The sequence below is a fragment of the Phycicoccus sp. Root101 genome (genome assembly GCF_001426245.1).
In the GTDB taxonomy this organism is placed as follows: Bacteria; Actinomycetota; Actinomycetes; order Actinomycetales; family Dermatophilaceae; genus Pedococcus.
In genome coordinates this window covers 284,325-304,438 of the sequence record NZ_LMCM01000005.1, presented here as the reverse complement: position 1 = coordinate 304,438, position 20,114 = coordinate 284,325, and the positions used below count along the sequence as shown (strand labels likewise).

Sequence of the window (20,114 nt, the reverse complement as noted above, 5' to 3'; positions counted from 1 at the left end):
GCCTGCGGGTCGCCTCAGGCGGGCACGCGACTCTCGGCCTGCTCCTTCGACGGTCTGGAACGCAGGTACTCCGCGGCCGCGAGCCGGCGCGCCTCCTGGTCGTAGTAGGCGATCTCGACGAGCTCGAGCGCCAGGCCGTCGGGGTCGCTGAAGTAGACCCAGCGCCAGCCGGCGAGCGGCCCGTCGTCCACGACGTTCACCTCGGAGTAGAACGCCACCCCGTGGCTCTCGAGCTCTGCCTTGGTCGCCGCGACGTCGGCCACCTTGAAGCACACGTGGGCCGCGCCGAGGTTGTTGTTGGGCGGCGGCTGCGGCCCGCCGTCGGGCCGCTCGGCGTACTCGATGAGCTCCATGATGGTCTCGCCGGCGAGCAGGGAGACCTGGCGGAGCCTGGCTCCGGGAACCCCCACACCGACGGACAGCTCCGGTCCCTCGAACCAGGGCGTCGGCTCGTTGACGAAGGGCAGCCCGAGCAGGTCGTGGTAGAACCAGATCGACCGGTCGAGGTCCCGGACGACGAGGCCCACGTGGTGGATGGCCTGGATGGTGATCGCCATGACCGTCGCCTCAGCCCGACGTCGTCGGCGACACGAGGACCTTGAGCTGGTCACCGGTCGGGTTGACGAGGACGTCGAAGCCTCGGGACACGACGTCCTCGAGCCCGATCCGGGTCGTGACCGCCTTGGCGACGGGGTACTTGCCCGACGCGATCAGCCGGATGATGCGGGGCCAGTCCGTGATGAGGTAGCACCAGCTCCCGATGTAGCTGATGTCCTTCTCCGACAAGCGCATCGCGTCGATCGTCGCGGGCCGGGTGTGCAGCCCGGTCTGGACGATGCTGCCGCGGGTGCGCACGCTGTCCATCGCCGTGGTGAGCCCTGGCGTCGAGCCGGAGCACTCGGCCACGATGTCGACGCCCCGCCCCTCGGTCGTCTCGGCGATGAAGTCGGCGAAACCGTCCTGGGTGGGGTCGACCACCGGCCCGATGTCCATCGCCCGGGCCAACGCCGCACGGTTGGGGTTGGGTTCGGCGATCACGACGGTGGTGGCGCCCAGGGCGCTCGCGTACATCGCCGACAGGACACCGATCGGGCCGGCACCGGTGACGAGGACGATGTCACCGCCGCGGACCCCGACGCGGTCGATGCCGTATGCCGCGACGCTGGCGGGTTCGACGACCGCACCCTCGACGTCCGACACCGAGTCCGGCAGGCGGCTGACCTGGTACTCCTTCAGCACCGCATACTGCGCGAGGCCACCGGTCTCCGCGGACAGTCCGGTGCAGGCGAACTTCTCGCAGAGGTGGCCCAGGCCCTCCCGGCAGAAGCGGCACCGTCCGCAGACGATGGCGGGCATGATGGCGACCCGGTCACCGACCGCCACGTCACTGACGCTCCGACCGACCTCCACCACCCGCGCGGAGAACTCGTGACCCAGCACCTGTGGAAGCGTCACGCCGGTGAGCGGATGTGGCGTCACCGGCGTGACGATGGGACCGACCATGTACTCGTGGAGGTCGGTGCCGCAGATGCCGCACCACAGGACCTCGACGAGCACCTCGTCGTGCTCGTGGATCTGGGGGACGTCGACGTCCTCGACGCGGATGTCGGACTTGCCGTGGAACCGTGCTGCCCGCATGGGGGTGTCCTCCTGGTCTAGACGCTGGCGCGCGCGCCGCGGACGCGCCCGTAGATGACGGCGGCGGCCACGATGAGCCCGCCCTGGAACAGGTACTGCCACGTCTGCGAGAGGTCGAGGAAGACCGTCGCGTTCAGCAGCTCGATGATCAGTCCGGCACCGAGGAGCGTGCCGATGAACGTCCCCCGACCACCCAGGAGGCTGGTGCCACCGAGCACGACGGCCGTGATGCTGCTCAGGGTGTAGCCGACGCCCTGGGTGGGGTCGCCGATCCCGAGCTGCACGAGCAGGACGACGGAGCCCAGGAAGACGAACAGCGAGGCCACGACGTAGCCGAGCACCACCGTGCGGTCGACCTTGACCCCGACCCGTCGGGCCGAGCCCTCGTCGGACCCGACGGCGCGCAGCCGCCTCCCCCACCCGCTGTAGCGCAGCAGGCACTCCATCACCACCGCGGCGATGACGAGCAGGATGAACACGTTGGGGACCGGGCCGACCCCGAGCTGGAGGAACGCGGTGACACCGTCCGCGATGTTGCCGCCCGGCGCGCTGCGCAGCAGGAGGCTCAGCCCCTGCAGGGCGATGTAGGCCGCGAGGGTCGCGGCGACCGGGGTGAACTTGGCGTACCGGATCAGCGAGCCGTTGACCGCCCCGACACCGGCCGAGGCCAGCACCATGAGGACGATCCCGAGGGCCATGAAGGCCGGTGACTTCCCGTTGACGAGGAAGAACGAACCGATGACGACGACGAAGCCTGCCAGTGGGCCGACGGACAGGTCGATGCCTCCGGAGAGGAGTGCGACGGTCTGGCCCAGGGCGATGAATCCCAGTGCGGCGCAGGACATCGTGACGCTGGTGATGTTGAACGCAGAGAGGAAACGGGGGTTCTGCGCGTAGATGTAGCCGCCCAGCGCGATCATGACCAGGGCGAGGATCAGGACCGGGGCGTAGTCACCCTGCAGGAAGCGCCCGACCCGGGTGGAACCGGTCGCGCTGGTCGACGCGACCGCCCGGTCCTTGGACTTCGTCCGGCTGGTGGCTCGCACGGCCGCGTCGATGAGGTTGCTCTCGGTGACGTCCGCGCCGGCGAAGGTGTTGACCACCGAGCCCCTCGACATCACGATGACGCGGTCGCAGAGCCCCTCGAGCTCCTTGGCGTCCGAGGACGCGACGACCACGGGTACGCCGCTGTCGGAGACCTCTCGCAGGATGCGGTAGATCTCCGCGCGCGCTCCCACGTCCACGCCCTGGGTGGGTTCGTCGGCGACGAGCAGCTTGGGTCGCGACAGCAGTGCGCGCGCGAGCACCACCTTCTGCTGGTTGCCGCCCGACAGCGCCGAGACCTCGGTCTCCTGCGAGGCGGTCTTCACGGCCAGGTCCTTGAGCTCCGCGCCGACCGTCTCGACCTCGGCGCCGCGGTCAAGCAGCCATCCCTTGCGGAACCGGCCCAGTGCGGCGAGCGCCGCGTTCTCCCGGACCGAGAGGGTCATCATCAGTCCCTCGACGTGCCGGTCCGCAGGGAGGTATGCCGTCGCGTGCGCCAGCTGCTTCGCCGTGTGGTCCTTGGCGCCGATCCTGACGGTCCCCGTGAACGGCTCGAGCCCGTTGAGGGCGCGCAGCAGGTCGCTCTGGCCGTTCCCGACGATGCCCGAGATCCCCAGGACCTCTCCTCGACTGGCGGTGAAGGAGACGTCGTTGAAGCCCTTGCCGGAGAGGCCCTCGACGGTGAGGAACTCCTCTGCGTCGACCACGTCCGGGCGCTTGGGCGGGAACGTGTACTCGAGCTGGCGTCCGACGATCAGGGCCAGCAGCTCGTCGTCGGTGATCGTGTCCACCTCGGCCGTGCCGCGCACGCGACCGTCGCGCAGCACGGTCACCCGCTGCGCCAGCTCGCGGACCTCGGCGAGGCGGTGGGTGATGTAGACGACCGCGGTGCCGCGCTCGGCGGCCCGCCTGACCCAGGCGAAGAGGCGGTCTACCGACTCCGGGCCGAGGGGGGCGGTCGGCTCGTCGAGGATGAGGATGGTCGGCTTGACCAGCATCGCCTTGGCCAGCTCGAGCAGGTGCCGCTGTGCGACGCTCAACGAGTCGACGCGGTCCTCGAGGTGGGCGGTCGAGCCCACGTCGTCCAGGACCTGGCGCATGGTCGACTCGGCGGCCCTGCGCCCACCGAGCCGGTCGGCCTGGACCGCCACCCGGATGTTCTCCGCCACGGTCATGTCCGGCAGCACCGCAGGGTGCTGGTGGACGATCGCGATCCCCAGCTGCGTCGCCCGGGCCGGCGTCAGCGAGTCGATGGGCTCCCCGTCGACCTCGATCGTCCCGCCGTCGGGGAGGACGGAGCCGGTGGCGACGCCCATGAGCGTCGACTTGCCGGCACCGTTCTCCCCGAGCAGCGCGTGCACCTCTCCCGGCCGGATGGTCAGGGAGACGTCGGTGAGGGCGGCCACGCCGTCGTAGTGCTTGCTGATCTCGGTCAGCCTCATCGCCGACCTGAGGTCGGTGGCGAGGTCGGCCGGAGTCCGGTCCTGCGTCTGGTCGCTCATGGATCCGTCCTGGACATCAACGTGCATCTTCGACATGGGATCGCCTCACGTGGGACTTACTTCAGCAGCTTCGCCTGGGCGTCGCCGGCCATCTGGGCGGAGAGGTAGATGTCCCCGGGCAGGGCCTTCTCGCAGGTGACGGGGTGCGGCGTGGAGCTGACCGAGTCCTCGAACATCGGCGCCTTGAACACGTCGTCGCTCGGCGTCTTGCCGCCGGTGGCGAGCGCCACGGCCCACTGGACGGCGAGGCGGGCGTTGTCGTTGCCGGTGGCGACCGTCATGAGCTTGAAGTCCGGGTTCTTGGCCTTGTGCGCCTCGTAGAAGCAGGAGAGCACGTTGCCGTCGGACGTGGCGATCATCGGGATCGACCGGCCGGACTTCTCGAACTCGGGCAGGGCGCCCACGAGGGACGGGCCGAAGTCCGAGACGATGACGTCGATCTTCGGGTACTTGGCGATGGCCGCGCTGAGCACCTGCTGGGTCTTGGACGGGTCCCAGTTGGTCACCTCGAACGGCGACTGACCGATGAACTTGTACTTGCCCGTGGGGTCGAGCACGGACTTCATGCCCTTCAGCTCGTCGACGCCCTGGCTGTTGCCCGCAGGTCCGGAGAGGAAGAGGACGTTGCCGCCGTCGGGGAGGTTCTTGACGATCCAGTCGCCCCAGTTCTTGCCGTCGGTGGTGAAGTCGGCCCCGATCCACACGTTGTAGTCGGCCTTGGCCGTCCCGCCCGGGTTCACGCGGTAGGGCACGGTGACCACGCCCGCCTTGAAGGCGCTGCGCAGGGCGGGGAGCATCGCGTTGCCGGCGTCGGGGAAGACCACCATCGCGTTGACGCCCTTGGCGACCAGTCCCTGGATGTCGGAGATGGCCTTCTGGGTGTCACCCTGCCCGTCGGCGTAGGTGAAGTTCGTGACGCTCGGGCACTTGGCGATCTCCTCCTTGGCCGCGGCCGTCGTGACCAGGCGCCAGCTGTTGCCGCCGAACCCGTCGGTCAGGCCGAGGGAGATCTTCTTGGTGCCGCACCAGGACGGGGCGCCGGCCACGGTCGCACCACTGGCCGATCCACTCGTGTCACCGCCCGCTGTGGTTCCGGTGCTGCTGCACGCTGCCAGCGAGAGGGCGACGGCGCCGCAGGAGGCCATCAGCCGGATCTTGCTCGTGGATTCCTTCATGGTTCTGGACCTTTCTGTGGTGCACGGGACAGCGTTGGGTAGAGCCGCGTCAGGGGAGGCGACGGGGCGACGGCGTGGGGCGGAGCAGGGGTGCTGCGTGGTGGTCAGGAGGGGGACGCGACCGGCCCGGGGCTGCGGGCGAACCGTTCGCGCAGACGGCGCCACTCGATGGAGTAGAGGGCCACGCCGATGGCGAAGGCTGCCGCCTGCACGAGCGTCTCGACGGCGAAGTTGACGCCCAGCGCGAGCACCAGCTGGTCGAGCTGCGTGAGGAACAACGCGGCGATCGCCGTGGCGGCGATGTTGCCGCGGCCGCCCAGCAGCGAGGTCCCGCCGAGGACGACGGCGGCCACCGAGGGCAGCAGGTAGCGGTCGCCCTGGTAGGCGGTGGGCTTGTTGAGGATGCCCGCGAGCAGCAGACCTCCCAGCCAGTAGTGCACCTGGGCGGCCACGTACCCGCCGGCGCGATGTCGTTGCACCCGTAGGCCGGTCGCCCATGCCGCCCTGCCGTTCGCCCCCACGGCCTCGAACCTGCGACCTGCCACGGTGCGCTTGACCACCAGGGTCGTGACGGCGACCGTGACGACCGCGACGAGCAGCGAGTTCGGGACCCACAGGAGGGTTCCGCCGGCCACGCTGGCCAGCAGGTCGGTGGTCTGGCGGGGGGTGCCTCCTGAGATGCCGAGGACACCTGCATACAGCAGGGCGTTCACCCCGAGCGTCGCGACGATGGGGTTCAGACCCATCCGACCGATCAGGAACCCGTTGACCAGTCCGGCGACGAGCACCACGCCCAGCGCCATCAGCGCCGCAGGGAGGACCTTCGCGTCGTTCCCGTAGGCCTGGTGGGTGACGATCACGACGACGATGGACACCGATCCCGGGACGGACAGGTCGAAGCCACCCTGCATGACGACCAGGGTCTGGCCGATGGCCACGATCGCCAGGACCGCAGCGAACGGCAGCATTCCCTGGAGCGCTCCGGAGCTCATGCTGCTCGGGGCGAAGACGATCGAGACGACGGCCAGGAGGGCCAGGGCGGCCAGGACGGTCCACAGTCCGCGCGAGAGCACGGGCAGGGTTCGCCGCGGGCTGCTGCCGTGGGCGCCGTCGGTCGATGCCATCCCGTGCCTCCTCGTCGAGGTCCTCCGCAGTGTTCACAGAACGACTGCAGTTCGTTAGGTGTGACTGTACAACTGTGCTGAGGTGTTCACAAGGGGTTTACGCCTATGGGTTCGTCCCACCGGCGGACCGTCGCGCTCAGACGCGGCTGAGATCGGCCATGTCCCGGTCGCCGAAGCCCGACTCCACGGCGAGCTGCACGGTGCGCAGCACCTGCTCGGTCACCACGGCCGGCGCACCCGTGCGACGGGCCTGCTCGGTGATGAGCTGGAGGTCCTTGGCCACCAGCGCCAGCGTCATGGCCACCGGTGTCGCGGTGTCCAGGAAGGCGCCCCGCTTGTACTGCACGTACGGTGCGCCGACCACGCTCTCCTGGAGCACGGCATACGCGTCCTCACGCGAGAGACCCGCTCCCTCGGCGAGCCGCAGCGACTCGGCGAGCGCAGCGTTCAGGTCGTGCAGGACGAGGTTGACGGCGAGCTTCATGACCTGGCCGGCCCCGGGATCCCCGACGCGGATCACCCTGCGGGCGATGGCACCGAGCACCCCCTCGGCCCGCGCGATGGCATCCTCCGGGCCCCCGGCCATGACGAGCAGGGTGCCGCCCTCGACAGCCGGGACGCTCCCCGAGACGGGGGCGTCGACGAAGGACACCCCTCGCTGCGACAGGCCTTCGGCAAGGCGGTGCGCGGCCTCGACGCCACTGGTGCCCAGGTCGACGACGACGACGTCGTCGGCGTACGCGCCCTGCACGTCATCGGCCAGCAGCACCTCGCACGTGGCAGCACCGGTCGCCATCATGGTGAGCACCACGTCGGCGCCCGCGACCGCTTCCGCGGCCGTGTCCGCGACGACCAGGCGCTCGTGCCCCTCGGCGACGGCCTCGGCCGTGGCGCGCGTGCGGTTCCACAGTGGGACGTCGTGCCCGGCACCGGCCACCTTGCGGGCGACGGCCCCACCCATGCGCCCCGCCCCGAGGACGGCGACCCTAGCCACGACGGGGGTCCACGAGGATCTTCTGTCCGGCGGTGCCGGCGGCCAGGGGGTCCAGCCCCTGCGGGACGACGTCTGCCAGCGCGATCGTCCTGACGCCGACGGCATCGCTCAGACGCGTCCGGTCGAGCAGCGCGAGGGCCCGGGGGAGGTCGGTTCCGCACACGTGGGCCACCGTCGTCGCGACGTCCACCTCCCTCAGGACAACCCCCGCGAGGGCGATCGGCTGGGGCGCCTTCGACAGGCCGACCAGCAGGACCCGCCCACCGCGGACGGCGAGGTCCAGGGCCCTCGCAGCCGCCCCGGGGGCACCGGAGCTCTCGATGACGACGTCGACCTGGCCGCCGACGAGGTCGGCGACGGCCTCCGTCGAGGTGTCCGCGGTCAGCTTGATGGTGCGGCTCGCACCCAGGGTGGTGGCCGCCGCCAACCTCGCGTCGTCGATGTCGGCCACCACGACCTCACCGTCGTGACCGGTCAGCCCTGCGAGGATGAAGGAGCCGATGGCGCCCGCCCCGAGGACGAGGACCGTGTCACCCGGGCGGATGCCGGCGCGGTCGACGGCGTGCAGCCCCACCGCGAGCGGCTGCGCCAGCGCGGCATCGACGGTGCGCATGCCCGCGGGGACCTCCACCAGGGTCGAGGCGGGGGCAGCCACGAACTGGGCCAGTCCCCCGTGCGTCGACAGACCCAGCGTGTAGTACGAGGCGCAGAGGTTCGTCCGCCCACGGCGGCACCACGCGCAGGCTCCGCAGGAGACACCCGCCCCGGAGGCCACGGTCTTCCCGACCCATTCGCTGGCGTCCGGAGCCGATCCCACGACGCGACCGATGAACTCGTGGCCGAGGATGGTCGGGCCCACGTGTCCGCTGCCGGGGTGGCGGGTCTGCAGCGGGACCATCATCGGTCCCTTGCTGTACTCCGTGGCATCGGTACCGCAGAGGCCGTTGTGGAACACCTCGATGACGACCTCGCCCGTCTTCGGCGTGGGGTCGGCCACCTCCTCGACCCTGAGGTCACCCGGTGCGTGGAGAACTCCTGCAAGCATGCGAATGTCCTTCTCTTCAGGGCTCGGTGGACCTACAGCGTCGCGTCGGACGTCAGGTGGACCTTGACCTGCGCCTTGTCCTCGAGGACGGTCCGGATGCCTCGGTCACCCTCGAGGAGGGGGACCTGGCACGTGACCAGGGGGGAGAGGTCGACACCGCTGCGAGCCAGGAAGCGCAGGGTCTGGGGCCACACGCCGGGTGAGCCGATGATCCCCCGCGCCTGGAGCTCCTTGGACTGGAAGAGACCGAGCTTCGCCGGCACCGAGGAGCCCACGTCGATGCCGACGTAGACCAGTCGGGCGCGGAAACCCGCGACCTCCAGCGCAGAGGCCATCGCCTCCGGGCGACCACTCGCCTCGATCACGACGCTCGGCCCCTGGCCGTCGGTGTGCTCCTTGACCGCGTCCTCGAAGTCGGCCGACGTCGGGTCGAGGGCGATCTCCGCCCCGAGCGTCTGCGCCAGGCCGGACCGGGCGGCCGACGGCTCGGCGACGATGACCTTGGCCCGCTTGCCCGCGGATGCGGCGACCACGCCGAGCCCGATGGGGCCGGCTCCGTAGACCAGCACGGTGTCGCTGGCGTCGAGGTTGTCGGCCTGCACGGTGGCGTAGTAGCCGCAGCTGAAGGGTTCGACCAGGGCGCCCTGGGTCCACGACAGCGCGTCCGGGAGGCGGTGCAGCCACGACTCCTTCGCGACGAAGAACTCGGCGGCCGCGCCGCTGATGCTGAAGCCGAAGTGGTCGCTGCCGATGACGCACTCCCCCACGACCCGGTCGCCGGGCCCGTAGCCGGTCACGCCCCGCCCCACCTGGACGACCTCGCCGGCCCACTCGTGCCCCGGGATCACCGGGTACTCGAAGGGGATGATGTAGCGGCCTTCGAGCAGCTCGATGTCCGAGTGGCAGACGCCCACCGCGCGGCTGGCGACGAGGACCTCGTCATCGCCGATGCGCGGGAGATCCAGCTCGTTCACCGCGTAGGTGGAGGGGGCTTCGAACTGCAGCGCCTTCATGCGCACCTCTCGGTCGACGTCGTTGTCGCAGCATCCGCGAGGGACACTATGTGTTCATACATGGTTAACGCTGCGGCGTTCGGTGTCAAGAACTACCGAACGATCGTCGCCTCAGTGCTGGTGCGCGACGAGCCAGATGCCCCGCGCCGGCTCGTCGCCGCGGTTCGTGAGGAGGTGGGGCAGGGAGGAGTCCAGGCTCATCGAGTCCCCGGCGCGCAGGGTGAACACGTCGAAACCCGCGGTGATCTCGAGCTCCCCCTCGACGAGGTACCCGAACTCGAAGCCGGCGTGCTGCAGCATCCGCCCGTCGCTCGTCGAGCTGCTGTGCGCCGGGTAGATGATCTCCATGAAGTCGAAGTCCGGCCCCGTGTTCGTGGCCAGTCGCTCCCACACCACGCCGGTGTCCATCTCGAGCCGCGAGCGCTCCCCCGGCCGCGTCACGGCGACCCGGCTGTGGCTCGACTCCTGGGGGAAGGCCTCCGCCGGCGAGCTGATGTCGGAGCGGGCGGGGAGCTTGCCCACCACCCCTACGGCCTTGCGCTTCTTCGGCGTGGACCCAAGCGAACGCACCGGTGTCGCAGCAGGATCCGGCGTCTCCGACTCCACGGCGAAGAGCTCGTCGATGGAGACGTTGAGCAAGCGGGCCAGGGAGTACAAGGTGGCCACCGATGGCTGGGACTTGCCGTTCTCGATCTGCGACACGAAGGACGGCGAGACGCCGAGCTCGCGCGCCGCACCCCGCAGGGACAGGCCGGCCCGCGTCCGTTCCTCGCGCAGGCGTGCGCCCAACCGTCCCACTGGCATGGTGACCAATCCCTCGCTCATCGGATCCACTTCCCGCCGAAGGTACCCCGGATCCGCGAGGACCAGTCGGTCCCGTGCCGCATCAGTGCCACACCGTGTCGATGCGTCCGACCGGAACGGCTCTCGGGCCGGGACGGCGCTCAGGCATGCCCTTCTCCGTTCAGTGGTTCGCGACAGTGATCAAAATGTTAACCTATACTTGACCCCTCGGTCTATGCGCGCCACGATGCCGCACACCGTCGGACCAGGCCCGTCCCCCGCCTGGCTGTCCCGTCACACCTCAGGAGACCTGTCAGATGAAGCGCTCTGCCCTCGTTGTCGGCGTTACCGGCATGGCTGGCTACAGTTCAGCGATCGCCCTGCAGGACAAGGGATTCGAGGTGATCGGCATGTCGCGGTCACCCAAGTACGAGCTCCCCGGCGTCACCCACGTGTACGCCGACGTGCTCGACCGGGAGTCGATCCGGGCAGCCATCGCCGGGCTCACCATCACGGACGTGGTGTTCGCGACCTGGCAGCGGCAGGACACCGAGGCGGAGAACTGCAGGGTCAATGGTGAAATGCTGCAGAACACCCTGGACATCGTGTGCGCCACGAACCAGCTGACGCACGCGACCCTCATCACCGGGCTGAAGCACTACCTCGGGCCGTTCGAGGCCTACGCCAGCGCCCCGGCCGACACCCCGTTCCGTGAGGAGCAGGGACGACTGCCGCACCAGAACTTCTACTACGTCCAGGAGGACATCCTCTTCGCGGCGGCGGAGGAGCACTCGTTCACGTGGTCGGTGCACCGACCCCACACGCTCATCGGCTACGCCCTGGGCAACGCGATGAACATGGGGGTGACGCTGGCCGTCTACGGTGCGATCTGCCGCGCGACCGGCGAGCCCTTCGTGTTCCCGGGCAGCCCGGAGCAGTGGAACGGCGTCACCGACCTCACCGACGCCCGCCTGCTCGGACGCCACGTGGCCTGGTCCACCAGCGAACCGGCCGGCGAGAACGAGGCCTTCAACACCGTCAACGGCGAGGTCTTCCGCTGGCGGCAGCTGTGGAAGGACGTCGCCGCGGCGCTCGGTGTCGAGCCTGCGGAGTACCCGGGCTCCCCCACCCCGCTGGAGGGTCGGATGGACCACGCGGACGAGGTGTGGGCCGGCATCGTCGAGGCCAACGACCTCAAGCCGTATGCCGCGTCCGAGCTGGCGTCCTGGTGGCACACCGACGCCGACCTCGGGCGCACCGTGGAGACCTTCGCCGACATGGGCAAGAGCCGCGCTGCCGGGTTCCTGGACTACCAGGGCACGGCCCAGTCGTTCCGCGACCTGTTCGAGCAGCTGCGCGAGAACGGCATCGTGCCCCGCGTCTGACCGGCCACCTCCGACCTCAAGCCCCCTGGAGACCAGCGTGAACCGTCAGGACCTGCTCGCCGACGTGCCGAAACAGCTGTACATCGGCGGCACGTGGCAGGACTCGAGCTCGGGTTCGACCTTCGAGGTCCACGACCCGGCGACGGGTGCCGTCCTCGCCCACGTCGCCGACGCCACCGTCGAGGACGGCGCTGCCGCGCTGGATGCGGCCGCAGCGGCGCAGGCCGGGTGGGCGCGGACCCCACCGCGCGAGCGCGCCGAGCTGTTGCGCGCGGCATACGAGCTGCTCGTCGAACGCACCGAGGACCTCGCCCTCCTCATGACCCTCGAGATGGGCAAGCCGCTCGCCGAGTCGCGGGCCGAGGTGGCCTACGGCGCAGAGTTCTTCCGCTGGTTCAGCGAGGAGGCGGTCCGCGTCCACGGGCGCTTCTCCGTCGCCCCCAACGGAGCGACACGGCTCGTCACGATGAAGGCTCCTGTCGGCCCCACCCTGATGATCACGCCGTGGAACTTTCCGCTCGCGATGGGCACGCGCAAGATCGGACCCGCCATCGCGGCGGGCTGCACCATGGTGGTGAAGCCGGCGCACGAGACACCACTGTCCATGCTGGCGCTCGCGCGGCTGCTGCAGGAGGTCGGCGTACCGGACGGTGTGGTCAACGTCGTCACCACGTCGCAGTCGGGGGCGGTGTGCGCACCGCTGATCCGCGACCCACGCCTGCGCAAGCTCACGTTCACCGGCTCCACCCCGGTGGGCAAGGCCCTCGTGGAGCAGTCCGCCGCGCAGCTCCTGCGGGTGTCCATGGAGCTCGGCGGCAACGCCCCGTTCCTCGTCTTCGAGGACGCCGACGTCGACGCCGCAGTCGACGGCGCCATGCTCGCCAAGATGCGCAACATGGGCGAGGCCTGCACCGCGGCCAACCGCTTCCTCGTCCACGAGTCGGTCTCGGAGGAGTTCTCCGGCAAGCTCGCGGCACGGATGGGCGCGCTGACGCTGGGTCCGGGTACCCGGGCCGGGGTGGACGTCGGACCGCTGGTGACGGCCAAGGCGCGCGACGGGGTGGATGCGCTCGTCCAGGACGCCGTGGGCCGGGGGGCGAAGGTCCTCACCGGGGGCTCACCCGTTTCGGGTGACGGCTGGTTCTACGGCCCCACGGTCCTGACCGACGTCCCACCGGGGGCGCGATGCCTCACCGAGGAGATCTTCGGACCGGTGGCCCCCGTCACCACCTTCGCCACCGAGGCCGAAGCCGTCGCTGCTGCCAACTCCACGGAGTACGGGCTGGTCGGGTACGTCTTCACCCGCGACCTCTCGCGTGCCCTGCGCGTCGGTGAGGCCCTCGAGTTCGGCATGGTCGGCGTGAACCAGGGCATCGTCTCCAACCCGGCGGCGCCGTTCGGAGGGGTCAAGCACTCGGGGTTCGGTCGTGAGGGCGGGTTCGAGGGCATCGAGGAGTACCTCGAGACGAAGTACGTCGGCATCGCCCTCTGACACCTGCCTGAGCCGGGTCTAGGTCCGGCTCGTCGCCGGAAGGGCCGTCAGTTCGGGCCGCACGAGGCGGTGGTGCGGATCGACCACAGCGCGAGCTGCCCCGACTCGCTGGCGTCCTTCTGCTTGGCCGCCAGGATCCGGGCTGCCTCGGGCACGCCGTCGCGGTAGGAGCAGGCGTAGGGGAGCAGACGCATGTAGCCCTGCACGTCGTTGACCGTCGACCGGTCGGGGTGCACCCAGCCGCCGGGCATCACCGACGCCAGGGAGGCCCGGCCGGCCTCGACGTCGAGCTGGAACTGGAAGTCGATCATCGCCGCGTTGTGGTTCCAGTCCTGGCGGGTGGTGAGGTGGTTGGAGCTGTAGGGCCACCAGCCGCCGGAGGCCTTGGAGACGTCGTGCGCGTAGAGGCGCTGGGCCAGCTCCTGTTGACCGGGTCGCCGCACCCCGGCGTCCCACGCCGACTGGAGGAACCACGACGCCGACGAGTTGACGTTGTAGACGCAGAACCGCCGATCCGAGACAGCCGTGGAGTACGCGAGGCAGTCCTCGTCCCCCGTCACGCGGGGCCACGCCATGACCAGGTCGACGAGGTCACCCACCTCGGCGGCCTGCACCTCCCCGGCGCGGAGCCCGACGAGCAGGCCCACTCCCGCGTGGTCCGTGACCGACACGAGGTAGCTCGTGTCGGGCGGGTTCACCGAGCCGTCGCTGAACGCGTCCCAGGCCCGTTCCATGCCGTAGCCGCCGTCAGGCTTCTTCACGCTGCGCAGCCGCGAGAGCTGGGCCAGCGCCTCGGACGAGCCCCAGCCGTAGAGCGTGGCGATCGAGGCAGCCTGGTATGCCGCGTCGTAGGCGACGTAGGCAGTCGGCGGCTGCTTCTGCTGGCGGGCCAGCAGGTCGAGCGAGAGCTGGAGCCAGGTGCCCACCCTGCGGGAGCGAGCGAGGTCTGCCGCGACGGACGCGAGCGCCCCCTTGCCCGGGGCGGTGAGCAGCACGGGGCCGCCCTGCGTGGCGGCACCCACACCACCGACGAGGGCGTCGGCGAATCCCTGACCCGTTGCGAGGTACGCCCCCGTCGCCTTGCGGAGCTGGGCGACGATGGCCGCAAGGGCGGACGACGTGGCATACCGGTCGGCGCCGGAGGCGCGCTCGGCCGTGGCGCCCGTGGCCGACTCGGCGGCAGCGACGGTGCGTGCGGAGACGGCCGAGGTGCCACCCGCGACGACCAGGCGGCCGGGCGCGAGCCGCACGAGCTGCTCGCCCACCGAAGGGGGAAGCGATGTCGGCGGCGTGAGCAGGAGCGGTCCGCGCAGGGCCGCCGCAACCGGACCCGCCGAGACACCGTCGGGGAAGGCGGCCCCGGAGGCCAGCACGGCTCCGGCCCCGCCGGCGGCGAAGTACCCCGCCACCTTCGCGGAAGTGGAGTACCGGTCGGAGCCGTAGATCCGGCGCAGTGCCACCGAGGCGCCGCCTGCAGCGGCGCGGGCTGCATCGGCGACCCGGGCCGAGACCACGCCGGGACCACCCACCACGGTGACCCGCGTCGGCGACAGCCGGGCGAGCTCGGCCGCGACGGACGACGGGAGGGCATCGCGCGGCACGAGGAGCAGCGGCCCCCTCAGCCGTGAGGCGAGCGGGGCGGCCGACAGCGCGTCGGGGAAGTCGACACCGGAGGCGAGGACGACCTCGCCGGCGCCGTTCGGGGCGATCGCGCGGGACACCGACACGGCCGTCCGGAACCGGTCCGAGCCGGCGATGCGACGCGAGTCGCCGGCGACGACGTCGGCACGGTCGCGGAAGGTGTCCGGGAGGACGCTCGCGCCACCGAGCAGGGTCACCTGGATGGTGGGGCGGGTGATCCCAGCGACCAGCCCACCGCCCGCCGCCGCAGCCGCGAGCTGTCCGGGCTCGACGTTGCGGTCATCGGCGCTGGCCGGGGTGGCCGACGCAGCCATGACGCCGACCGTGACGGCGGCGGCCAGCAACGCACCGGACATGGCTCTCACTCGTGACACACGGGACACCGTAACGGCCGCCGGGCCGGCGACCGAGTGAATGCGGACAAAACGAACCGAACGGGCCAGGTTCGGCCGGTCCGACGGGTCAGCCCAGCAGCTGGCGGGCCATCACGACGCGCTGGACCTGGTTGGTGCCCTCGTAGATCTGCGTGATCTTCGCGTCGCGCATCATCCGCTCGAGCGGGAAGTCGCGCACGTACCCCGCGCCACCGAGCAGCTGCACCGCGTCCGTGGTCACCTGCATGGCGACGTCGGAGGCGTAGCACTTGGCGGCAGCCCCGAAGAACGGCAGGTCCTTGTCACCGCGCTCGGACTTGGCGGCCGCGACGTAGACCATCTGGCGAGCGGCCTCCACGGCCATCGCCATGTCGGCGAGCATGAACTGGATGCCCTGGAACTCGGCGATGTGCTTGCCGAACTGCTTGCGCTCCTTGACGTACCCGATGGCGAAGTCGAGCGCGCCCTGGGCGATGCCGACGGCCTGCGCACCGATGGTGACGCGGGTGTGGTCGAGGGTGCGCAGGGCGATCTTGAGCCCCTCGCCCTCGGTGCCGACGATGCGGTCACCGGGGATGCGGACGTTGTCGAAGTGCAGCTCGCGGGTGGGGCTGCCCTTGATGCCGAGCTTGCGCTCCTTCTCGCCGAACGTGAACCCCGCGTCGGACTTCTCGACGACGAACGCGCTGACGTTGGCGCCGCGGCGGCCCTCGGGGTCGGTCACGGCCAGGACGGTGTAGTACTCGGACACACCGGCGTTGGTGATCCACGACTTCTGGCCGTTGAGGACCCAGTCGTCACCGTCGCGCCTGGCGCGGCACTTCATCGCGGCGGTGTCCGAGCCGGCCTCGCGCTCCGACAGGCCGTACGAGAACGTCGACTCCCCCGCGGCGACCGGCGTGAGGTAGCGCTTCTTGACGTCGTCGTTCGCCGCGAGGATCAGCGGCATCGTGCCGAGCTTGTTGACCGCCGGGATGAGCGAGGCGGACGCGTCGACACGGGCCACCTCCTCGATGACGATGCACGTCGCGAGCGCGTCGGCGCCGACGCCGCCGTACTCCTCGGCGATGTGGGGCGCGAAGAAGTCCGACGCCACGAGGGCGTCGTGCGCCTCCTGCGGGTAGCGCGCCTCCTCGTCGACGGCGGCCGCGTAGGGCGCGATCTTGTCCTCGGCGACCGCGCGCACCGCGTCGCGCAGCGCCTCGTGGTCCTCGGAGATCCGGAAGAGGTCGAAGTCGGGGTTCCCTGTGCTCACGAGGTCAGGTTACCCGCTGGTATGCCGCCTGGGGCAGTGCCCCGGCGTGCGTTGCGCCACGCCGGGGTCACCGAGCAGGACCACGCCCCGGGGCCGCCTCAGCGGCGGCCGAGGTGCCAGAGGTGGCCGTGCTCCTCGCGGTCGAGCAGCTCGGGCATCACGTCGCGTTCGAACATGGCGATGCCGGTCGTGTCGTAGGCGGCCTCGGGGAAGTTGAGGATCGCGTAGGTCATGCCGAGCTGCTGCAGCGCGCCGAGCTTCTCCACGATCTGCTCGGGCGTCCCGACGGTCGCGGAGTCGCGGTACTCGGCGAGCAGTCCGTCGACCCGCGCCTCCGGGGTCCCCACCGACAGCAGGCGGTCACGGATCGAGGCGAACCGGTCGTCGACCTCGCGCTCGTTGCTCCCGATGAAGACGTTGAGGTTGCCGCTGCGGACGATCTCGCCGAAGTCACGACCCACGTCGTCGCAGTGTCCCTTGAGGATCGCGCTCTTGGCCGCAAAGCCCTCGGGGCTGGGGTCGAAGTTCGTGTAGTCGGCGTACTGCGCCGCGATCCTCAGCGTCTTCTTCTCGCCGCCGCCCGCGATCCACATCGGGATGCCGTTGCCCTTGGACCCGGGGACGGCGGTGCCCTGCAGCGGCTGCGGGTAGCAGCGGGCGCCGTCGACCTGGAAGTGCTTGCCCTCGAAGGTCGCCGAGCCGGTGGTCCACATCTGGCGGAAGATCTGGACGCCCTCGTCGAGGGCGGCGAGACGCTCGCCCGCGCGCGGGAAGCCGTAGCCGTAGGCGCGCCACTCGTGCTCGTACCAGCCGGCGCCGATACCCATCTCGACTCGTCCCTCGGAGATGATGTCGATCGTGGCCGCGACCTTCGCCAGGTAGGCCGGGTTGCGGTAGGCCATGCAGGTGCACATCTGTCCGAGCCGCACCCGCCCGGTGACAGCGGCGAAGGCGGCCATGAGGGTCCACGCCTCGTGCGTCGCCTCCTCGCTCGGGATCGGCACGGTGTGGAAGTGGTCGTAGACCCAGATCGAGGTCCAGTCCTCGTTCGCGTCGGCTCGACGGGCCAATCCAGCCATCACCCCCCAGTGCTGCGAGGGGTCGATGCCGACGAGGTCCATCCGCCAGCCCTGCGGGACGAAGAGTCCGAACTTCATGCGACCACTCCTGGTTCGTGGGTGTTGCGGCGACCCGACACTACACACCGGAGCCACCGCGCCCACCACCTAGGATCGGGGCCGTGGCCACCCCCCGCATCCTGTGCATCTCGCTGTCCCCCATCTCCCGCGACGCGCGCGTCCTGCGCCAGCTCGCGGTGCTCGCCGAGCACGGCGACGTGGTCACGGTGGGCTACGGCCCGAAGCCGCAGGGAGCGGCCGAGCACGTGCAGGTCCCCGACGCCGCCCTCACGCTGCCGCAGACCCCGAAGGGCGTCGTCAAGCTCGGCCTGCACCGGCTGCGCAGCGCCGAGCTCGACGCCCCCGCGGTGCAGTTCGCGCTGTCCCGGCTCCGGGGGCAGTCCTTCGACCTGGTCGTCGCGAACGACGCCCGGGCGCTCGCGCTGGCGTTCGCGATCGCCGACGCAGGCGGGTCCCCGCCGGTGTGGGGCGACATGCACGAGTGGGCCCCCGGCCAGCGCGACCAGTACTTCGTCTGGCGGACCATGGTCGCCCCGCTCATGGACTACATGTGCCGCACCTACCTGCCGCGCTGCGCGGCGGTCACGACGGTGGCCGCGAGCCTCGTCGACGAGTATGCCCGTGTGTACGGCGTCCGACCCGAGCTGGTCCGCAACGCCCGGCCGTTCACCGAGCTCACGCCCACCCCGCTGCCGGCCGACGGCACCATACGGCTGGCCCACAGTGGTGGCGCCGAGCCCAACCGCAACCTCGGCATGCTCGTGGACGCGGCCCTCGAGCTCGAGCACGTCACCCTGGACCTGTACCTCGTCGCCGCGGGCGACGGTGGCAAGTTCCTGAGGTCCCTGCGAGAGCAAGCCGCCCAGAGCCCCCGGATCACCATCCACGACCCGGTGCCGCCGGCCGACCTCCCGAAGACCCTCAACCAGTACGACGTCGGGGTGTTCTCGCTGCCACCGGACAACTTCAACATGGAGAACTGCCTGCCGAACAAGCTGTTCGACTTCCTCCAGGCCCGGCTCGCGTTCGCGGTGAGCCCGTCGCCGGAGATGGCCCGGTTCGTGACGGAGAACGACCTCGGGGTCGTCGCCGCGGACTACTCCAAGGAGGGTCTGGTCGCCGCGCTGCGGACCCTGACGCCCGAGCGGATCGTGGCCGCCAAGCAGTCGGCCCACGCCCACGCGCAGGCCCTGAGCAGCGACACCGACGTCGCGACCTCGCACGCGATCGTCACCAGGCTCCTCGCCGGACGCACGGCCTGAGCGCACCGCCGACGGGTCACCCGAGCAGCGAGCGGTACTGCTCCCCGAGGCGTTCGGCGCTGACGGCCAGGCTGCGTTCAGCGACGACGAACTCCCGCGCGGCCCGGCCCATGGTCTCGTGGTCCGCCGCCGGAAGGGTGAGCAGCTCCTCCAGGCGCACGGCCAGGTCGGCCGCGTCGCCCTGGGTGGCGAGCAGGCCGGTCGCCCCCGGCCGCAGCATCTCGGGCTTGCCACCCCCGTCGTAGGCCACGACGGGGACCCCGCAGGCCTGAGCCTCCAGCAGGACCAGCCCGGCGGCCTCGCGCGGCGTGCTGGGCAGGGCGACGACGTGCGCTGCGCGCAGCTGCTCGCGCACACCGACCCGGTCCAACGAGCCGGTCACACCGACGTGCTGCTCGCGCTCGGCCAGCGCGTCGAGCTCCGCCCGCAGTGGGCCGTCACCGACGAGGACCAGCTCGTGCTCGACGCCGCGGGCCCGCAGCGCGGTCGACGCCTCCACGAGGTCCGGCACCCCCTTGTATGCCGCGAGCCTCCCGACGAAGACCACCCGCGGAGGACCGCCTGCCGACGTCGCGGACGGTCCGGGCCCACCATCCGCCGAAGCACCCGGGTCCGCCGGCGTCAGGAAGTCGGTGTCGATCCCCTGGTGGTGCACCTCGACCCGCTCCGGGGGCGCCCCTGCCGCCACCGCCGCGTCGGCGAGGAAGCGGCTCACGCACAGGATCCGGTCGGCCTCCGCATAGACACCGGCGAGGTTGGCGCGATGCCAGCGGTACCGAGGGTCACGGCCGGTGTAGCTCGACGTGAACACGTCGGAGCCGTGGAGCGTCGCCACCAGGGGCACGCGCAGCCGTCGGACGGATCGCCGCGCCGGCAGCGACCACGTGCCGAAGTGCTGGTGGACGAGGGCGGGGTCGAAGTGTTCGACGGCCGACGCCAGTCGACCGAGCACGAGCGGCAGGAGGAACTCGCGCTCGCGGAACGGCCTCCCGTGCAGGCCGAGGGCGTCGACGACGGGGAACGGCGAGGCCCCCTCGGCGACGTCGGTGGCGAGCGCGAAGAAGGTGAAGTCGAAGCGGTCGGCCAGAGGCACCGCGTGCTGGATGGTGAAGTACGTCGGCGGGACGCGCAGGGTGCCGTGGACGACGGCGACCCGGGGTCGGTCGGCTGCGGACGACGCGTCCGCGCTGGCGATCGGCAGGTCGGCAGTCACCGGACGGAGTCTAGGGCCGACGCAGGTAGGGTCGT

The 20,114-nt window shown here is 70.8% G+C and carries 16 protein-coding genes; 3 read left to right on the top strand and 13 right to left on the bottom strand.

The window, feature by feature from the left end; genetic code table 11:
• Positions 1 to 14: 14 nt before the first annotated feature.
• The 9 genes from ASC58_RS06205 to ASC58_RS06165 form a co-directional block, all read right to left on the bottom strand.
• Complete coding sequence (locus tag ASC58_RS06205; RefSeq protein ID WP_200947746.1) at positions 15 to 557, bottom strand: VOC family protein; 543 nt, start codon at positions 555 to 557, stop codon at positions 15 to 17.
• A gap of 10 nt (positions 558 to 567) precedes the next feature.
• On the bottom strand, positions 568 to 1,638 hold the full coding sequence (locus ASC58_RS06200; RefSeq protein ID WP_056916826.1) for a 2,3-butanediol dehydrogenase: 1,071 nt from the start codon (positions 1,636 to 1,638) through the stop codon (positions 568 to 570).
• Positions 1,639 to 1,655: 17 nt separating this feature from the next.
• Positions 1,656 to 4,184 (bottom strand): ATP-binding cassette domain-containing protein, encoded by a 2,529-nt coding sequence (locus tag ASC58_RS06195; RefSeq protein WP_056918692.1) that lies wholly within the window; start codon positions 4,182 to 4,184, stop codon positions 1,656 to 1,658.
• Positions 4,185 to 4,240: 56 nt separating this feature from the next.
• Positions 4,241 to 5,359, bottom strand: a complete 1,119-nt coding sequence (locus ASC58_RS06190; RefSeq protein WP_056916824.1) for a substrate-binding domain-containing protein — start codon at positions 5,357 to 5,359, stop codon at positions 4,241 to 4,243.
• A gap of 104 nt (positions 5,360 to 5,463) precedes the next feature.
• Positions 5,464 to 6,483, bottom strand: coding sequence for an ABC transporter permease (locus ASC58_RS06185; protein ID WP_056918691.1), 1,020 nt, complete (start codon positions 6,481 to 6,483; stop codon positions 5,464 to 5,466).
• Positions 6,484 to 6,619: 136 nt separating this feature from the next.
• Complete coding sequence (locus ASC58_RS06180; protein ID WP_162246823.1) at positions 6,620 to 7,477, bottom strand: NAD(P)-dependent oxidoreductase; 858 nt, start codon at positions 7,475 to 7,477, stop codon at positions 6,620 to 6,622.
• The gene (locus tag ASC58_RS06175; RefSeq protein WP_056918689.1) at positions 7,470 to 8,522 is read right to left on the bottom strand and encodes a zinc-binding dehydrogenase; all 1,053 of its coding nucleotides are present in this window, start codon (positions 8,520 to 8,522) and stop codon (positions 7,470 to 7,472) included. The genes ASC58_RS06180 and ASC58_RS06175 overlap by 8 nt, the downstream gene beginning before the upstream one ends.
• 32 nt (positions 8,523 to 8,554) lie before the next feature.
• Positions 8,555 to 9,535, bottom strand: coding sequence for a zinc-binding dehydrogenase (locus tag ASC58_RS06170; RefSeq protein WP_056918688.1), 981 nt, complete (start codon positions 9,533 to 9,535; stop codon positions 8,555 to 8,557).
• A gap of 111 nt (positions 9,536 to 9,646) precedes the next feature.
• A complete protein-coding gene (locus ASC58_RS06165) occupies positions 9,647 to 10,360 on the bottom strand; it encodes a helix-turn-helix domain-containing protein (protein ID WP_235529120.1) in 714 nt (237 codons plus the stop codon).
• 275 nt (positions 10,361 to 10,635) lie between these two features.
• Here ASC58_RS06165 and ASC58_RS06160 point away from each other — a divergent pair, with 275 nt between their 5' ends.
• Complete coding sequence (locus tag ASC58_RS06160) at positions 10,636 to 11,703, top strand: SDR family oxidoreductase (protein ID WP_056918687.1); 1,068 nt, start codon at positions 10,636 to 10,638, stop codon at positions 11,701 to 11,703.
• Positions 11,704 to 11,740: 37 nt separating this feature from the next.
• On the top strand, positions 11,741 to 13,195 hold the full coding sequence (locus ASC58_RS06155; protein WP_056918686.1) for an NAD-dependent succinate-semialdehyde dehydrogenase: 1,455 nt from the start codon (positions 11,741 to 11,743) through the stop codon (positions 13,193 to 13,195).
• A 47-nt stretch (positions 13,196 to 13,242) separates the two neighbouring features.
• Here the strand turns inward: ASC58_RS06155 and ASC58_RS06150 are convergent, their stop codons facing one another.
• From ASC58_RS06150 to ASC58_RS06140, 3 genes are all read right to left on the bottom strand, one after another.
• Complete coding sequence (locus ASC58_RS06150) at positions 13,243 to 15,210, bottom strand: cell wall-binding repeat-containing protein (RefSeq protein ID WP_157598382.1); 1,968 nt, start codon at positions 15,208 to 15,210, stop codon at positions 13,243 to 13,245.
• Positions 15,211 to 15,298: 88 nt separating this feature from the next.
• On the bottom strand, positions 15,299 to 16,465 hold the full coding sequence (locus tag ASC58_RS06145) for an acyl-CoA dehydrogenase family protein (RefSeq protein WP_056918684.1): 1,167 nt from the start codon (positions 16,463 to 16,465) through the stop codon (positions 15,299 to 15,301).
• A 98-nt stretch (positions 16,466 to 16,563) separates the two neighbouring features.
• On the bottom strand, positions 16,564 to 17,622 hold the full coding sequence (locus tag ASC58_RS06140; RefSeq protein WP_056916808.1) for an LLM class F420-dependent oxidoreductase: 1,059 nt from the start codon (positions 17,620 to 17,622) through the stop codon (positions 16,564 to 16,566).
• A gap of 83 nt (positions 17,623 to 17,705) precedes the next feature.
• On the opposite strand from ASC58_RS06140, the gene ASC58_RS06135 reads away from it, so the two are divergent.
• Entirely contained in the window at positions 17,706 to 18,866 is a 1,161-nt protein-coding gene (locus ASC58_RS06135; protein ID WP_056916807.1) for a glycosyltransferase, read from the top strand.
• Positions 18,867 to 18,882: 16 nt separating this feature from the next.
• Here ASC58_RS06135 and ASC58_RS06130 read toward each other — a convergent pair whose 3' ends face one another.
• Positions 18,883 to 20,079 carry a glycosyltransferase gene (locus tag ASC58_RS06130; protein ID WP_056918683.1) on the bottom strand — a complete coding sequence of 399 codons (1,197 nt, stop codon included), beginning with the start codon at positions 20,077 to 20,079 and terminating at the stop codon, positions 18,883 to 18,885.
• Positions 20,080 to 20,114: the final 35 nt, after the last annotated feature.

Bases quoted from the DNA above. Each gene is read 5' to 3' on its own strand.
- ASC58_RS06205 (WP_200947746.1), bottom strand. From the start codon at position 557: ATGGCGATCACCATCCAGGCCATCCACCACGTGGGCCTCGTCGTCCGG.
- ASC58_RS06200 (WP_056916826.1), bottom strand. From the start codon at position 1,638: ATGCGGGCAGCACGGTTCCACGGCAAGTCCGACATCCGCGTCGAGGAC.
- ASC58_RS06195 (WP_056918692.1), bottom strand. From the start codon at position 4,184: ATGAGCGACCAGACGCAGGACCGGACTCCGGCCGACCTCGCCACCGAC.
- ASC58_RS06190 (WP_056916824.1), bottom strand. From the start codon at position 5,359: ATGAAGGAATCCACGAGCAAGATCCGGCTGATGGCCTCCTGCGGCGCC.
- ASC58_RS06185 (WP_056918691.1), bottom strand. From the start codon at position 6,483: ATGGCATCGACCGACGGCGCCCACGGCAGCAGCCCGCGGCGAACCCTG.
- ASC58_RS06175 (WP_056918689.1), bottom strand. From the start codon at position 8,522: ATGCTTGCAGGAGTTCTCCACGCACCGGGTGACCTCAGGGTCGAGGAG.
- ASC58_RS06170 (WP_056918688.1), bottom strand. From the start codon at position 9,535: ATGAAGGCGCTGCAGTTCGAAGCCCCCTCCACCTACGCGGTGAACGAG.
- ASC58_RS06165 (WP_235529120.1), bottom strand. From the start codon at position 10,360: ATGAGCGAGGGATTGGTCACCATGCCAGTGGGACGGTTGGGCGCACGC.
- ASC58_RS06160 (WP_056918687.1), top strand. From the start codon at position 10,636: ATGAAGCGCTCTGCCCTCGTTGTCGGCGTTACCGGCATGGCTGGCTAC.
- ASC58_RS06140 (WP_056916808.1), bottom strand. From the start codon at position 17,622: ATGAAGTTCGGACTCTTCGTCCCGCAGGGCTGGCGGATGGACCTCGTC.